The sequence below is a fragment of the Aquitalea aquatilis genome (assembly GCF_005155025.1).
GTDB lineage: Bacteria > Pseudomonadota > Gammaproteobacteria > Burkholderiales > Chromobacteriaceae > Aquitalea > Aquitalea aquatilis.
Genome location: NZ_CP039731.1, coordinates 3895592 through 3911738, shown reverse-complemented (window position 1 = coordinate 3911738; position 16147 = coordinate 3895592). Strand labels below are relative to the sequence as shown.

Annotated in this window: 13 protein-coding genes and 2 tRNA genes; 13 read left to right on the top strand and 2 right to left on the bottom strand. The window is 58.8% G+C overall.

The genetic code is table 11. From position 1 onward, the window contains the following. Nucleotides 1-67: 67 nt before the first annotated feature. Entirely contained in the window at nt 68-1183 is a 1116-nt protein-coding gene (gene tgt / locus FAZ30_RS18215) for a tRNA guanosine(34) transglycosylase Tgt (RefSeq protein ID WP_124643782.1), read from the bottom strand. 122 nt (nt 1184-1305) lie between these two features. Between tgt and FAZ30_RS18210 the strand changes: the two genes are divergently transcribed. From FAZ30_RS18210 to FAZ30_RS18160, 11 genes are all read left to right on the top strand, one after another. Then, nucleotides 1306-1382 (top strand) — tRNA-Val (locus tag FAZ30_RS18210). Nucleotides 1383-1547: 165 nt separating this feature from the next. Beyond that, complete coding sequence (gene thrS / locus FAZ30_RS18205) at nt 1548-3449, top strand: threonine--tRNA ligase (protein ID WP_103525119.1); 1902 nt, start codon at nt 1548-1550, stop codon at nt 3447-3449. A gap of 38 nt (nt 3450-3487) precedes the next feature. Then, complete coding sequence (gene infC, locus FAZ30_RS18200; RefSeq protein ID WP_103525120.1) at nt 3488-4012, top strand: translation initiation factor IF-3; 525 nt, start codon at nt 3488-3490, stop codon at nt 4010-4012. A 156-nt stretch (nt 4013-4168) separates the two neighbouring features. Further along, complete coding sequence (gene rpmI / locus FAZ30_RS18195) at nt 4169-4366, top strand: 50S ribosomal protein L35 (RefSeq protein ID WP_124643783.1); 198 nt, start codon at nt 4169-4171, stop codon at nt 4364-4366. Nucleotides 4367-4378: 12 nt separating this feature from the next. Continuing rightward, a complete protein-coding gene (rplT, locus tag FAZ30_RS18190; protein WP_103525121.1) occupies nt 4379-4735 on the top strand; it encodes a 50S ribosomal protein L20 in 357 nt (118 codons plus the stop codon). 210 nt (nt 4736-4945) lie between these two features. Beyond that, nucleotides 4946-5929, top strand: a complete 984-nt coding sequence (gene pheS / locus FAZ30_RS18185) for a phenylalanine--tRNA ligase subunit alpha (protein WP_137009997.1) — start codon at nt 4946-4948, stop codon at nt 5927-5929. Nucleotides 5930-5949: 20 nt separating this feature from the next. Beyond that, on the top strand, nt 5950-8322 hold the full coding sequence (gene pheT / locus FAZ30_RS18180; RefSeq protein WP_124643784.1) for a phenylalanine--tRNA ligase subunit beta: 2373 nt from the start codon (nt 5950-5952) through the stop codon (nt 8320-8322). Between the two features lie 71 nt (nt 8323-8393). Next, the gene (locus tag FAZ30_RS18175) at nt 8394-8696 is read left to right on the top strand and encodes an integration host factor subunit alpha (protein ID WP_045845169.1); all 303 of its coding nucleotides are present in this window, start codon (nt 8394-8396) and stop codon (nt 8694-8696) included. After that, nucleotides 8677-9030 (top strand): MerR family transcriptional regulator, encoded by a 354-nt coding sequence (locus FAZ30_RS18170; RefSeq protein WP_124643785.1) that lies wholly within the window; start codon nt 8677-8679, stop codon nt 9028-9030. The genes FAZ30_RS18175 and FAZ30_RS18170 overlap by 20 nt, the downstream gene beginning before the upstream one ends. 31 nt (nt 9031-9061) lie before the next feature. Then, a tRNA-Pro gene (locus FAZ30_RS18165) sits at nt 9062-9138 on the top strand. Nucleotides 9139-9612: 474 nt separating this feature from the next. Next, nucleotides 9613-11241 (top strand): methyl-accepting chemotaxis protein, encoded by a 1629-nt coding sequence (locus FAZ30_RS18160; RefSeq protein WP_124643786.1) that lies wholly within the window; start codon nt 9613-9615, stop codon nt 11239-11241. An 88-nt stretch (nt 11242-11329) separates the two neighbouring features. Here FAZ30_RS18160 and FAZ30_RS18155 read toward each other — a convergent pair whose 3' ends face one another. Then, complete coding sequence (locus FAZ30_RS18155) at nt 11330-11980, bottom strand: response regulator (RefSeq protein WP_233578442.1); 651 nt, start codon at nt 11978-11980, stop codon at nt 11330-11332. Nucleotides 11981-12301: 321 nt separating this feature from the next. On the opposite strand from FAZ30_RS18155, the gene nosP reads away from it, so the two are divergent. Next, nucleotides 12302-13468, top strand: coding sequence for a nitric oxide-sensing protein NosP (gene nosP / locus FAZ30_RS18150; RefSeq protein ID WP_246043378.1), 1167 nt, complete (start codon nt 12302-12304; stop codon nt 13466-13468). Further along, nucleotides 13465-16107 carry a hybrid sensor histidine kinase/response regulator gene (locus tag FAZ30_RS18145; RefSeq protein ID WP_233578443.1) on the top strand — a complete coding sequence of 881 codons (2643 nt, stop codon included), beginning with the start codon at nt 13465-13467 and terminating at the stop codon, nt 16105-16107. Before nosP ends, FAZ30_RS18145 begins: the two co-directional genes overlap by 4 nt. Nucleotides 16108-16147 lie beyond the last annotated feature (40 nt).

The window sequence follows — 16147 nt, the reverse complement described above, 5'->3', positions numbered from 1 at the left end:
GTCTTTTCCAACCTTCCGGCCTGAACGCAGGCTCAGACCGCTTGGCGAAGTGGCAGGTTCCCGCGCTTTACGACACGCCGCGTGCGCGCTTGTCGGCGAACTCCAGGCGGAAGTCTTCGAAGCGGTCTTCCTCGATGGCCTTGCGCATTTCGCGCATCAGCTCCTGGTAGTAGTGCAGGTTGTGAATGGTGTTCAGGCGTGCGCCCAGAATCTCACCCACGCGGTGCAGGTGATGCAGATAGGCGCGGCTGAAGTTGCGGCAGGCGTAGCAGGCGCATTCTTCGTCCAGCGGCTTCTTGTCATCCTTGTAGCGTGCGTTCTTGATCTTGATGTCGCCGTGCTGGGTGAAAATCCAGCCGTTGCGGGCATTGCGGGTGGGCATCACGCAGTCGAACATGTCGATGCCGTTGGCCACGCCATGCACTAGGTCTTCCGGTGTGCCCACGCCCATCAGATAATGCGGCTTGTCGGCCGGCAACATGCCGTTCAGCTCGTTGAGCATGCGGTACATTTCCGGCTTGGGTTCGCCCACCGACAGGCCGCCGATGGCGTAGCCGTCAAAGCCAACCTGCAGCAAGCCTTCCAGCGATTCCTGGCGCAGGTCGGTGTACAAATTGCCTTGCACGATGCCGAACAGCGCATTGGGATTTTTCAGATCGTCAAAGGCGCGACGCGAGCGCTCGGCCCAGCGCAGGCTCATTTGTAGCGATTTTTGCGCGGTAGCATGATCCACCTGCCCCGGCGTGCATTCATCCAGCTGCATCACGATGTCGGAGTTGAGCACGGTCTGGATTTTCATCGAGATTTCCGGGCTCAAGAACAGCTTGTCGCCATTGATGGGGCTTTGGAAGGTGCAGCCTTCCTCGGTCAGCTTGCGCATGTCGGACAGGCTGAATACCTGGAAGCCACCCGAGTCGGTCAGGATGGGTTTGTCCCAGCCGATGAAGTCGTGCAGGCCGCCGAATTGCTCGATGACCTCCAGCCCCGGGCGCAGCCACAGGTGGAAGGTGTTGCCCAGAATGATCTGCGCGCCGATATCGTTCAGCTCCACCGGGCTCATGGCCTTGACCGAGCCGTAGGTGCCCACCGGCTGGAAAACCGGGGTTTCCACGGTGCCGTGGTTGAGTTCCAGAGTCCCGCGGCGTGCACCGCCGGACGTTTTGTGTACGGTAAACTTCAGCATATGGTGTATTTGTTATGCAAAATCAGCGCGCTAGTATACAGGAAGCAGGCGGCTACGGTGTTTTTGCTAAAAATGGCCTTGCTTTTTTCGGGCGTCATCGCTAGTATTGCCAACTCGACGACAGGCACGTAGCTCAGCTGGTTAGAGCACCACCTTGACATGGTGGGGGTCGTTGGTTCGAGTCCAATCGTGCCTACCAACACTTAGCATGGAGTTATCCCAGGTGAAACACTGGCGAACTACCACAACCCGACATTCTCACGCTAGCTGAGCCCTGCGGGTTGTACCATGCAAAAAAAGAGCGGCTCAGGCCGCTCTTTTTTTTTACCCTTCGCAATCATATTTCGTCCTGTTTGGAGTTGACATGCCTGACATTCGCCTGCCTGACGGCTCGGTTCGATCCTTCGACAAGCCGGTAACGGTCCATGAAGTGGCTGCGTCCATCGGTACCGGTCTGGCGCGCGCTGCGCTGGCGGGTCGCGTCGATGGCGTGCTGGTGGATACCTCGTACAGCATCGACCGCAATGTCGATCTGGCCATCGTGACCGACAAGGATGCCGATGGCCTTGGCATCATCCGTCACTCGACGGCTCACTTGCTGGCCTATGCAGTGAAGGAGTTGTTCCCGGAAGCCCAGGTCACCATTGGTCCGGAAATCGAAAACGGTTTCTACTACGACTTTGCTTACAAGCGCCCGTTTACTCCGGAAGATCTGGTTGCCATCGAAAAGAAGATGAGCGAACTGGCCAAGAAAGATATTCCGGTCGAGCGCTACGAGCTGTCGCGTGACGAGGCTGTGGCCTACTTCAAGAGCATTGGCGAGGCTTACAAGGCCGAGATCATCGAGTCCATTCCTGCTGATCAGGTGCTGAGCCTGTACCGCGAGGGTGAATTCACCGACCTGTGCCGCGGTCCGCACGTGCCGTCTACCGGCAAGCTGAAGGTGTTCAAGCTGATGAAGGTGGCCGGTGCTTACTGGCGCGGCGACAGCAAGAACGAAATGCTGCAGCGTATTTACGGCACGGCCTGGGCCAAGAAGGAAGACCTGGAAGCCTACCTCTACATGCTGGAAGAGGCGGAAAAGCGCGACCACCGCAAGCTGGGCGTGCAGCTGGACCTGTTCCACCTGCAGGATGAAGCGCCGGGCATGGTGTTCTGGCATCCCAAGGGTTGGCAGCTGTGGCAGAACGTCGAGCAATACATGCGTGGCAAGTTGGTGAAAGAGGGCTACCAGGAAGTCCGCACGCCGATGATGATGGATGTGGAGTTGTGGAAGAAGTCGGGTCACTGGCAGAACTACAAGGAAAACATGTTCATCACCGAGTCGGAAAAGCGCGACTACGCCGTCAAGCCGATGAACTGCCCGGGTCATATTCAGATTTTCAACAGCGGTCTGCGTTCTTACCGTGACCTGCCGCTGCGTTATGCCGAGTTTGGTTCCTGTCACCGCAACGAGCCGGGTGGTGCGCTGCACGGCATCATGCGCGTGCGCGGTTTTGTGCAGGATGACGGCCATATTTTCTGCACCGAAGACCAGATCAATCAGGAAGCCAAGGCTTTCCATCGTCTGGTGATGGAAGTGTACGAGCGCTTCGGCTTCGACAAGGTGTCGATCAAGCTGGCGCTGCGTCCGGAAAAGCGCCTGGGTGCGGAAGAAACCTGGGACAAGGCCGAGCAAGGCATGCGCGAAGCGCTGCAGGCTTGCGGTGTAGCCTGGGAGGAATTGCCGGGCGAGGGGGCTTTTTATGGCCCCAAGATCGAATACCACGTCAAGGATGCGCTGGGTCGCTCCTGGCAATGTGGTACCCTGCAACTCGACTTCATGTTGCCGGAGAGTCTGGATGCCGAATATGTGGCCGATGACAACAGCCGCAAGCGCCCGGTCATGCTGCACCGCGCAGCGCTGGGTTCGCTGGAACGCTTCCTCGGTATTTTGATTGAAAACCACGCCGGGGCCTTCCCGCTGTGGCTGGCGCCGGTGCAGATGGTGGTGATGAATATCACCGAAGCACAGGCCGATTATGCTGCGGAAATTGCAGGAGCATTGCAGAAACAAGGCTTCCGCGTTGATCTTGACTTGAGAAACGAGAAGATCGGCTATAAAATCCGCGAGCACAGCCTGCAAAAGCTGCCGTACCAGATTATTGTGGGCGACAAGGAAAAAGCAGGCGAACTGGTTGCCGTGCGCGCCCGGGGTGAAGATCTCGGTCAGCTCACGCTGGATGCATTCATTGCCCGCCTCAAGGCTGAGATGCCAGAGGCCTGATCCGGCAGCGGCAGGCATTTGATAGATTAATAGGAGATTTGGCTATAGCTCAGGAACGCGAAGCACGGATCAACGGCGAGATTACCGCTCGCGAGATTCGTCTGGTAGGCATGGAAGGTGAGCAGATCGGTGTTGTTGGTCTGCGTGAGGCAATGGCTCTGGCCGAGGAAAATGATGTGGATCTGGTGGAAATTTCGCCGACCGCTCAACCCCCGGTGTGCAAGCTGATGGACTACGGCAAGTTCAAGTACGAACAGTCGAAGAAACGTCACGAAGCCAAGCAGAAGCAGAAGCAGGTCCAGATCAAGGAAATCAAGTTCCGTCCGGGCACTGATGATGGCGATTACAACGTCAAGCTGCGTAATCTGACCCGCTTCCTCAATGATGGCGACAAGGCCAAAATCACCCTGCGTTTCCGTGGTCGTGAAATGGCTCACCAGGACATCGGCCTGGCTCTGCTCAAGCGTGTCGAGGCCGATCTGGCTGAAATTGCGACAGTCGAGCAGTTCCCCAAGCTGGAAGGTCGCCAAATGGTGATGATGATTGCCCCGAAAAAGAAATAATCGGGTATAATCGTCTCCTCAATACGGCAGGGTCATCCCTGCCGTGTTGATTTTGTGGGGTGGCAACGCCCCGCGTAAAAGCGTGACGCAGTGGTATCAAGTGCTTTCGGGCCACCCTGTGTCTAATCTAACTCAGAAATTCTGCAGGAGTTTTCCATGCCGAAAATGAAGACCAAGTCGAGCGCGAAAAAGCGTCTCAACGTGCTGGGCAATGGCGGTGTAAAGCGCTCTTATGCGTTCAAGCGTCACATCCTGACCAAGAAAACCACCAAGAACAAGCGCCAGTTGCGCGGTACCACCATGGTGCACGCTACCAATATGGCTTCTGTTCGCGCCATGCTGCCCTACGCATAAGGAGACTGAATAATGCCACGCGTTAAACGCGGTGTAACCGCACGTGCTCGTCACAAGAAAATCCTTGCCCTGGCGAAAGGCTATCGCGGCCGTCGCAAGAACGTCTATCGCATCGCCAAACAGGCGGTGATGAAAGCCGGTCAATATGCATACCGCGACCGTCGTCAGAAAAAGCGTCAGTTCCGCCAGCTGTGGATTGCCCGTATCAACGCCGCTGCGCGTGAAAACGGTCTGCCGTACAGCAAGTTCATGAACGGCCTGAAGAAAGCTGCTATCGAAATCGACCGTAAGGTCCTGGCCGATCTGGCCGTGTTCGACAAGCCGGTTTTCGCTCAGCTCGTTGAAAAGGCGAAAGCTAGCCTCGCTTAATAGCAAGACTGTAAAAGGGGAGGCTGATGCCTCCCTTTTTTTTCATTTGCCTGTGGTAGTGATGTAGCAAGAGCGCTGACCAGACTGCCATGAGTGTGGTCAGCCTTTTTGTTTCGGCCAGCTGGTCGATGCAGGGTGCCGATGTTGTCATGCAGCGGCGGTCGCATCGCCTGCCGGGTGGCCGGAAAGACGCATACGGTATGAGACCCAATGACTAACGTTGACGCGATTCTCCAAGCTGGTCTGGCTGCCATCGAGGCTGCCGCTGACCTGATCGAACTGGAGCAGGTCAAGGCGCGCTATCTCGGCAAGAGTGGCGAGCTGACCGAACTCCTCAAGCAACTGGGCAAGCTCCCGCCGGAGGAGCGCAAGGCTGCCGGTGCCACCATCAATGTGGCCAAGCAGGCTTTTGAAACCGCCCATAACGCCCGCCGTGACCTGATCAATGCCCAGAAGCTGGAAGCCCAGCTGGCGGCAGAATCGCTGGACGTGACCCTGCCGGGTCGTGGCCTGTCCACCGGTGGCCTGCATCCGGTAGCGCTGACGCTGGAACGTATCACCACCTTGTTCCGCTCCATGGGTTTTCAGGTAGCGGATGGTCCGGAAATCGAAACCGATTTCCACAATTTCCAGGCGCTGAACATTCCGGAAAACCACCCGGCGCGTGCCATGGCCGACACCTTCTATGTGGAAGGTGGCGATGTGCTGCGCACCCATACCAGCCCGATCCAGGTGCGCTACATGCTGAACAACGAGCCGCCGATCAAGATCGTGGCTCCCGGTCGTGTGTACCGTGTCGACTCCGATGCCACTCATTCGCCGATGTTCCACCAGATGGAAGGCCTGTGGGTGGAAGAGGGCGTGTCCTTTGCCGACCTCAAAGCCGTGGTGACTGACTTCCTGCGCCGCTTCTTCGAGCGTGACGATCTGCAAGTGCGTTTCCGTCCGTCCTTCTTCCCCTTCACCGAGCCCTCCGCCGAAATAGACGTACTGGGCGAGCGCGGCTGGCTGGAAGTGGGCGGCTGCGGCATGGTGCATCCGAATGTGCTGCGCAATGTGAATATCGATCCGGAAAAGTACAGCGGCTTTGCCTTTGGTATTGGTCTGGACCGTTTTGCCATGCTGCGCTATGGCGTGAATGACCTGCGACTGTTCTTCGAGAACGATCTCAATTTCCTCAAACAGTTCAATTGATCGCAGGCAGGGGATAAACAATGCAATTTTCCGAACAGTGGCTGAGAAGCTGGGTTAATCCTTCCCTTTCCAGCGAGGAATTGTCCAATCTGCTGACCATGGCAGGTCTGGAAGTAGAAGAAACCACCGCTGCCGCACCGGCCTTTACTGGCGTGGTGATTGGTGAAGTCAAAGAGTGCGTCAAGCACGAAAATGCCGACCGCCTGCGTGTGACCAAGGTCGATGTGGGCAGTGGCGAGCTGGTACAGATCGTCTGTGGCGCACCGAACGTGGCTGTGGGCGTACGCGTGCCGTGCGCGCTGCCGGGTGCGGTATTGCCGGGTGACTTCAAGATCAAGCCCACCAAGATGCGCGGTGTGGAATCGGGCGGCATGCTGTGCTCCGGCAAGGAGCTGGGTGTGCCGGAAGATGTCGATGGCCTGATGTTGCTGCCGGCTGATGCGCCGGTTGGCCAGAGTATCCGGGATTATCTGGGGCTGGATGATCAGCTGTTTACGCTGAAAATCACCCCTAATCGTGCCGACTGCCTGTCCATCAAGGGCATTGCCCGCGAAGTGGCGGCGCTGACGGGTGCTGCCCTGCAACCGCAAGCCATTACCAGCATTGCCCCGCAAATCGACGACGTGGTGCCGGTTGCCATCCAGGCAGGTCAAGCTTGCGGTCGCTACATTGGCCGCGTCATCCGCAATGTCAACGCCGCTGCGCCGACGCCGGACTGGATGAAGCGCCGTCTGGAGCGTTCCGGTCTGCGTTCCATTTCGGCTATCGTCGATGTCACCAATTATGTGCTGCTGGAGCAGGGGCAGCCGATGCACGCCTTTGATCTGTCCAAGCTGGACGGTGGCATCACCGTGCGCATGGCCAAGGCTGGTGAGCAGCTGCTGTGTCTGAACGAAAAAACCGTCACCCTCAGCGACGAGCATCTGGTGATTGCCGACGATGCCAAGGTACTGGCCATTGCCGGCATCATGGGTGGCGAAGAAAGCGGTGTCACCACCGCCAGCACGGACATCATGCTGGAAAGTGCCTTTTTCGCTCCGGCCGCGATTGCTGGCAAGGCGCGTGCCTGGGGTTTCGGCTCGGACTCCTCCTTCCGCTTCGAGCGTGGTGTGGATTTCCAGCTGCAAACCGAAGCCATGGAACGTGCTACCGAGCTGGTGCTGTCCATCTGTGGGGGTGAAGCTGGCCCGTTGAACGAAAAGGTAGCCGAACTGCCGGCGCGCGGTGGTGTCAAGCTGCGTACTGCCCGTGTCGCCCGCCTGCTGGGCATCAGCCTGACTGCCGAGCAAATTGCGACCATCCTCACCCGTCTGGGCCTGTCCTTCGACACGCTGGAAGACGGCTTCCTGGTGCATGCGCCGTCCTTCCGCTACGACATTGAAATCGAAGAAGACCTGATCGAAGAAGTGGCCCGCGTGCATGGCTACGATGCCATCCCTTACGCCGCACCGGCTGCGCGCCTGCGTATGCTGGCGCTGCCGGAAGAGCGTCGCCCGCGTGAAGACATCCGCCATTTCCTGGCGGGGCGCGACTATCAGGAAGTGGTCAGCTACGCCTTTGTCGAAGAGGCCTGGGAGCGTGATTTCGCCGGCAATACCGACCCGGTACGCCTGATCAATCCGATCGCCTCGCAGATGAGCGTAATGCGCTCGTCGCTGATTGGCGGTCTGGTCAATGTGCTGCAAGGCAACCTCAATCGCAAACAGCCGCGCGTGCGGGTGTTTGAAGTGGCCCGCGTATTCGGCAAGAATGCTGCGGGTGTGGCCGATGAAAGCACTCAGCCGGAAAAAGTAGCTGGTCTCGCTTGGGGCCCGCGTGTAGCAGAGCAGTGGGGGCAGAAAGCCGAGCGCGTTGACTTCTACGATGTGAAGGCTGATGTCGAAGCCCTGCTGCTGCCGGCCCGTGCCAGCTTTGCCAAGGCTGCGCACCCGGCTTTCCATCCCGGCCGTTGCGCCGAGATCAGCCTGCACGGCAAGGTCATTGGCGTGATGGGCGAGCTGCATCCGCGCTGGGCGCAAGAATACGGCCTGCCGACTGCCCCGGTATTGTTCGAACTGGATCTGGCTGCGGTTGAAGCACGCTCCGCCATCAAGGCAGAACCGGTGAGCAAGCTGCAGCCGGTACGGCGTGACCTGGCGCTGGTGGTTGACGAAGAGGTAACGGTTGCTGCTATGCTGGACACTTTCAGGCAGAATGCGTCCGCGCTAGTCAAGGAAGTAGCCCTGTTTGATGTCTATCGTGGCAAGGGCGTGGAAGAAGGCAAGAAGAGCCTGGCTTTCCGCGTGGTGTTGCAGGATGATGCCCGCACCCTGACCGACGAAGATGTCGAGCCGGCCATCCAGAAGCTGCTGGATGCCGTGGCTGCCAGCCACGCCGCCCAACTACGACTGTAAGCCATTATTGCCGGAAGGCGTGGCATAATGTCCGCCTTCCATATTTGCATTCAAGAAGTTAAGGGGTAGTCATGACTTTGACCAAGGCTGAGTTGGCCGACCTGTTGTTTGACCAGGTAGGTCTGAACAAGCGTGAAGCCAAGGACATGGTTGAAACGTTTTTCGAGGAAATCCGTATCGCGCTGGAAGCCGGCGATTCGGTAAAGCTGTCCGGTTTCGGCAATTTCCAGCTGCGTGACAAACCGCAACGTCCGGGGCGCAATCCCAAGACCGGGGAAGAAATTCCCATCACGGCCCGCCGGGTTGTCACCTTCCATGCCAGTCAGAAACTCAAAGGAATGGTTGAGCAATACCATGCTAACAAGCAAGGCTGATCTGCCGGCAATCCCGTCCAAACGCTACTTCACCATCAGCGAAGTCAGTGAACTGACCGGGGTCAAGCCGCATGTGCTGCGTTACTGGGAGCAGGAATTCTCCCAGTTGCGCCTGGTCAAGCGCCGTGGCAACCGTCGCTATTACCAGCACCACGAGGTGCTGCTGGTGCGGCGCATTCGCGGTCTGCTGTACGACGATGGTTTTACCATTCATGGTGCACGTCAGCGTCTGGGCGCTGGCGGCGAGATGGAACGTCCGATTACCGCGCAGGAAGTGCGCGCAGAATTGGAAACAATTCTGGCTTGGTTGGATGCGGGTATTGGCAAACCATAAATAAACAGTTACAATGCGTTTCTCTTGAAGTCGGGGTGTAGCGCAGCCTGGTAGCGCACCTGCATGGGGTGCAGGGGGTCGGAAGTTCGAATCTTCTCACCCCGACCACAAGACCACAGTAATACCAACATTAAGCCATCCTGCGGGGTGGCTTTTTTGTTTTCTATCTATTTATTTACCGATTTTTACGCGGTTTTATTCTAAATAATCCACGGATCGGCTTGTCTGTACGTTTCTGCTTTTTCATACTGTTATTTATTGCCTGTTATTGCTGCATTTCACTTCTCCTACTGTAATGTCTCTTAACTTATTGCTATGTAGTCTGCTGTATCTGCAGGTTTCGCAGTAAAGCAATCAGCAAATTTTCCTGAAGTGCAAAAACCACACAGTTATTATTGTTTTTGTCATGAATCAGTGCGCTTGCAGTAGTGCTCTGGTTTAATCGGCTTATGATTTGGCCGTGTCCAATTAAAACCGGAGTGGGCCGCCATCGAGCCAAAAAACAAGCAGGGTAATCAATCACTATTCTCCCTGGTTGCGTCATGATGTATTTTTGATAAACACCAAATAAAACAAAAAGATATGCGAAATAATCAGCCAGTCAACCAGCAAGAAACCATCGTTCCAGATGGTGTGTTCATTTATTCACGTACCGATACCCAGGGTAATATTGTCGAGGCTAACAGCGCCTTTGCCCAGATCAGTGGCTTCGATCAAGAGGAGATGGTTGGTCAGCCGCATAACCTGATTCGTCACCCCGATATGCCGGAAGCGGCATTTGCCGATATGTGGCGCAATCTGAAGGATGGGCGGCCCTGGCGTGGCCTGGTGAAGAATCGGCGCAAGGATGGTGGTTTTTACTGGGTGCGTGCCAATGCCTCCCCGGTGCGTGAAAACGGGCAGATTGTTGGTTACCAGTCGGTGCGTACCCCTCCCGGGCGTGAGGAAGTGGCTGCCGCCGAGCTGCTGTATGGCCGCATCCGCCAGGGCGATCGCTCTTTGTCTATCGAAAATGGCGCAGTAGTGAAAAAACGGTCACCACTGGTGCAAGCGGTGAGTGGTTTTGTGTTTCAGCTCTACGCTGTGCTGGTGCTTGCTGCACTGGCTTTGCTGCTGGGTTTGCTGGCTAGTAGCCAGAGCAGTTTCATGCCTTTGTTTCAGGGTGCGGCGGTGCTGGCGCTGCTGTGCTGCTTGCTGGCGGTGGTATTCATCCTGCCGGGAGTGCTTGGTCGCCTGACGCGCATCCACCACTTCTTGCAGGATCTGCTCAAAACAGGCAATTTACGCGCCAATTTGCACCCCAAGCGCGGTGATCTGATCAGCAAGATTGCGACGGAGCTGGATAACCAGACGGCCGCCGTCGGTGCCACCATCCAGGTGATGATGAATTCGGCCCACAATGTGCAGGATACCTCGGGCAATCTGAACCAGAGCGTGGTGTCGCTGGTTTCGTCTGCATCGCTGCAAACCGAAAAGACCACGGCTTCGGCTGCCACCATTGAGCAGCTGGCGGCATCGATAGGTTTGATCGCGCAGCATGCCCACGATACCGAGTCGGTGACGCGTGATGTCGGTAGCAAGGCTGGCGAGGCGGCACGCTTGTCAGAGCGGGCCAGTGAAACCATTCGCGAACTGGCGGCTACCGTTGCCACCTCGGCTGAAACTGTGGAAAAACTCGGCCGGCGCACTGAAGACATCGGCAAGGTGGCCAGTGTCATCAAGGATATTGCCGATCAAACCAATTTGCTGGCGCTGAATGCCGCCATCGAGGCCGCCCGTGCTGGCGAAACCGGACGTGGCTTTGCCGTGGTGGCCGACGAAGTACGCAAGCTGGCTGAGCGTACGGCCAATGCCACCCAGGAAATCGACAAGATGATTTCACGCATCCAGGCCGATACCGTGGGTTCGGTGACCGGCATGCGCCAGAGTGCGGCGCAAGTGGGCACCAGTGTCGAGCTGGTGCATCAGGCCCATGCGGTGCTGGATGAAATCAGTGTGCAAATGGCAAGAGCCGTCAGCATGGTGGCGGAAATCAGCCATTCGGCCGATGAGCAGAAAATGGGCATGGATCTGATGGGCCAGGGGCTGGAGTCGGTGGCCGCCCTGACTGGTAAAAACCTGGAGGTGGCGCATGCTACCGAAGCCGCATCGACCCGCTTGCAGCTCAATGTGGAGCGCATGGGCAAGGCAGTGGCGCAGTATCAGGTCTGATTGATTTTGCTGATGAACAAGGCCCCGCGCAGTGACATGCTGGCGGGGCCTTGTCATTGCCAGCCTGGTTGGCGGCCCGTGTCCCGCCTTACTCCAGCAGCGGCCCGGCCTTGATCACGGCCTGGGTGCGGCTGCTGACTTCCAGCTTGCGCAGGATGGCGGAAACATGCGCCTTGACCGTGCTCTCGGCGATATTCAGTTCGTGCGCCACGATCTTGTTGGGTTTGCCGGCGACAATAGCCTCCAGCACGCAGCGTTCCTGGCGGGTCAGGCTGGCCAGTCGGGCCTGCATGGCTTGCTGTTCGGCCGAGAGCGGGATGGCGGTGGGACTGTTGGTATCGTGGCCGGCGAGCTGTGGCGGCTGGTAGATTTCACCATCCGCGCTGATGCGGCGCACCGCCTCCGCCATTTGCTGGCGCGGGGTGGATTTGGGAATGAAACCGCATACCCCCAGCGCCAATGCCGCTTGCACCACTTCGCTGCGCTCGTCGGCGGACACCACCACCAGCGGCACGACTGGCGCGGCATGGCGCAGGCTGGCGACGCCGCTCAGCCCCTGCATGCCCGGCATATTGAGGTCGAGCAGTGCCAGCTCCAGGCTGTCGTCGTGGATGGCAGCGCTGGCTTCCGCCAGCGAGGTGCATTCGATCAGGTGGATGTCCGGGCCAAACACTTCCCGCACCACGTCCTTCAAGGCTTCGCGAAACAGCGGGTGGTCGTCGGCAATCAGTACACTCATTTCCATATCGATTCAGTCTCGCAAAATAGCGCGCCCGGCAGCGGCAGCGTCCAAGACTATAGCCTGAATCGGCCAATGCTGGCAGCATGTCCGCTGCATGTCTGGCGCTCATCTGGCGCTGCACGGCTGATTGAGCGCCATGGCTGGATGATCTGCGCGCTGATCGCGCTAGAATGAATCAGCCTGTTTGCCGTATCTGCCGGCCAGCGCCATCTTGTGCAAGGCAGGCGGTACGGGCAGCACAGTTCAAGCCGGCAAAGACCGGTCAATAGAATGACAAGGCCGCCGCCCGCTGTGGTGAGACGGCAAGCTGGAGACAAGATGGAGAATAGCCTGGTGCTGCTGGGAAGTACCCAGCAGCAGGACCCCGCACTGGCCGCAGCCGAGCTGTTTCAGCAGCTGCATCAGCCAGACCTGGCACTGGTATTGCTGTTTATTTCCCCGGCCTACGATCTGGCCCGCCTCGGCCCCAGCTTGCACCGGCATTTTGGCGATGCGCTGGTGGTGGGCTGTACCACGGCAGGGGAAATCGGCTGTCATGGCTATCAGCAGGGCAGTATCAGCGGGGTGAGTTTTGCCGAGCCCGACTTCTTTGCCGTGGCTGCACGGCTGGATAATCTGCACGCTTTCGAACTGTCCGATGCCTTCGAGGCGGTGATGACTTCGCGGCATGAGCTGGCGCGCAAGAGCGGCCAGGCAATCGACCGCAACAGCTTTGCCCTGATGCTGATCGACGGGCTGGCGGCCTGCGAGGAGCGGGTGGCCAGCCGGCTGTCGTCGGCACTGGGGCATATCCCCTTGCTGGGCGGGTCGGCCGGTGACAATATGCGCTTCGAAAACACCGCCATCCTGCTGAATGGACGCTTTCACAGCAATAGCGCGGCTTTTGTGATGGTGGCCAGCCGTCATCCCTTCGAGATGTTCAAGTCCGAGCATGCCGCCCGCAGTGGCGAGCGCATGGTGATTACCGAGGCCGATGCCGATAGCCGGCTGGTCACCGAGATCAATGCCGAACCGGCGGCGGCAGAATACTGCCGGCTGCTGGGGCTGGACCCCGAGCAGCTGGACCCGCACACCTTTGCCGCCCACCCGCTGGTCTTGCAAGTGGGCGGTGTGCCTTATGCGCGCTCCATCCAGCGCGTCAACGATGACTTGTCGCTGTCTTTTTTCTGCAGCGTGGACGAGGGGGTGGTGCTGTCCGGCACCGAACAGCAAGATCTGGTGGGCAGCCTGGCCCACACCTTTGCCCAGGTCCGCAGCAAGCTGGGCCGTCTGCAGGTGGTGCTGGGCTGTGACTGCATCTTGCGGCGCATCATGATCAGCAATACCGCCGCACAAAGCCGCCTGTCCGGTTTGCTGGTGCAAAACCGTGTGGTGGGTTTCAACACCTATGGCGAGCAGTTCAATGCCATGCATGTCAACCAGACCTTCACCGGCATTGCCATCGGCTATGCCGCCGGGACGGCCGCAATACACGGAGCGGGATGATGGAACAGGAGCTGGATTTATCGGTGGCTGATCCATCACAGCTGCTGCTGCACATTGCCCGGCTGGAAAAGGACAATGCCAAGCTGCGCAAGATCAACAAGGCCCTGATCTACCGCGTGGAAAGCGGCATGGCCGACAATGGCAATTCCTTCACCATCTTCCAGGTATCGGCCGAGCTGGAAAAACGTATCCAGGAGCGTACCCACGCACTCGAGCGCGCCATGAATGAGCTGAAAACCAGCAATATCGCGCTGGAAGAAGCCCGGCTAGCGGCCGAGCAAGCCAATAACCGGCTGGGCGTGGCGGTGGATACCATTGCTGACGGCTTTGCCCAGTGGGACCAGCACGACCGGCTGGTGCGCTTCAACCAGCGCTTTGTCGAGCTGCAGCCGGCATTGCGACGGCATGTGCGCAGCGGCATGCAGTTTGCCGAGTACCTCGATCATCTGGCCGATTCCGGCAGCGCGCTGGAGGCGCTGGGCCAGGTCGAACACTGGCGGCAGCAGCGCATCCAGCTACACCGTGACAGCAGTGGCAGCTATCTGGAAGCGCTCAGCGATGGCCGCTATTTGCGCATCAGCGAACGCCAGACCGCCGACGGTGGCCGAGTGGCCATTTATACCGATATCAGCGAAATCAAACGGCAGGAGCAGCGCTTGCGGCAGCAGGATCAGGCCGCCCACCGTCAGTTGCTGGAGGCTACTGTCAACAGCCTGCGTCAGGGTATTGCGGTGTTTGATCACCAGTCACTGCTGCTGGCCTGGAATCACCGTTTTTGCGAGCTGGCCGGACTGTCGCCGGCGGCCTTGCGCGTTGGGCAGGCCTTGCCGGGCAGTGCGGAAATTCCGCTGCTGTGCCCGGTCAATGGCAGCTACGAGGTGGAAACAGCCAGCGGCCTGGTGCTGGAAATCGAATCCTGCCCCATGCCCAATGCCGGCTTTGTCATTACCTGCAGCGATGTCACCGCCCGCAAGCGCGATGAACTGGCCTTGCGCGAGAGTGAGTCCAAGCTGCGGCTGATTACCGATGCCTTGCCGGCGCTGATTTCCTATGTCGACAAAGACCAGATTTACCGCTTCACCAACAAGGGCTACGAAGACTGGTTTGGCCTGCCGGTACAGGAAATCAATGGCCGTACCCTGCGCGAGGTGCTGGGGCCGGCCTTGTACGATCCGCGCCAGCATTTTGTCGAACGCGCGCTGGCCGGGGTGTCGTCGGTATTCGAGCTGAAAATGCCGGCACCCAAGCGCTCGGTGGAGTACGCCCAGGCCGCCTTTATCCCGCATATTGGCGAAGACGGCGTGGTGCATGGCTTCTATGCGCTGATCCAGGACATTACCCAGACCCGCCGTGCCGAACAGGTGTTGACGCAGGCCAAGCAGGAGCTGGAGCTGCGGGTTACCGCCCGCACCAGCGAGCTGCGCCGTGCCAATAGCCGCTTGCAGGAAGCCATTGTCGCCGCCGAAGAGGCCAATCGCAGCAAGACGCGCTTTTTTGCCGCGGCCAGCCACGACTTGCTACAGCCGCTGAATGCCGCGCGGCTGTTTGTGGCCAGCCTGGCCGAACGCGAAGCCAGCGGTGAAAACATGCGGCTGGTGCAGCATGCCGCAAGCTCGCTGGAGGCCGTGGATGATCTGATCAATACCCTGCTGGAACTGTCGCGCATCGATGCCGGTGCTATCGAGGTGGAGCGCAGTCATTTTCATATCGACCAGCTGCTGCGCCAGCTCAGCATCGAATTCAGCCCGCTGGTGGCCGAGCGCGGATTGAGCCTGCGCAGCCACCTGTGTGGCGCGGTGGTGTATAGCGACTGGGTCTTGCTCAGCCGCATCCTGCGCAATTTTCTCAGCAATGCCTTGCGTTACAGCGAGCATGGCCGGCTATTGCTGGCGGCCCGTCGTACCGCCGAAGGTGTGCTGGTTGGCGTGTGGGATCAGGGGCAGGGCATTCCGGCTGACAAGCTGGCGCAGGTTTTTGAAGAATTCCAGCGCTTGCCCGAGCACCGTGCCATGTGCAGCAAGGGACTGGGGCTGGGGCTGGCCATCGTCAAGCGGCTGGCCACGCGCTTGCAGCACCGGCTGGAAGTACGTTCGCAGCATGGGCGCGGCTCATTTTTCGGCATCGTGCTGCCCTATGGCGAGCAGGCCGCCGCCAGCGCCATGCCGCGGCAGCAGGAAGGGATCAGTACGGTGCTGCCATCGGAATTGCTGGGCCTGACAATTTTGCTGATCGACAACGAAGCGACGATTCTGGCCGGTATGAGCACCTTGCTCTCTGGCTGGGGCTGCCTGCCACTGGCCGCTGCCGGACTGGACGAGGCCCAAGCCTTGTTGGGACAACTTAGTCGCCCGCCGGATGTGATTCTGGCTGACTATCATCTGGATCACGATGTGAGCGGGCCGCAAGTCATCCTGGCGCTATACCGCCAGCTACAGGTGAAGATTCCTGCTGCCATCATCACCGCAGATCGCAGCCCGGAAGTGGCCGCCGAAATCGCTGCCGAAGGCTGGTCCTTGCTCAGCAAGCCGGTGCGGCCGGCCAGGCTGCGGGCGCTGATCGGCCATCTGGGCAAGCTGGCTTTGTCATCAGGCGAGATCCAGGAAGAAGGCATTGGCCAGGTGGCGCGGGGGCTGTTCTAAGACCAAAGTCGAATAGAGGAATGGCGGGTGATTTCGCACA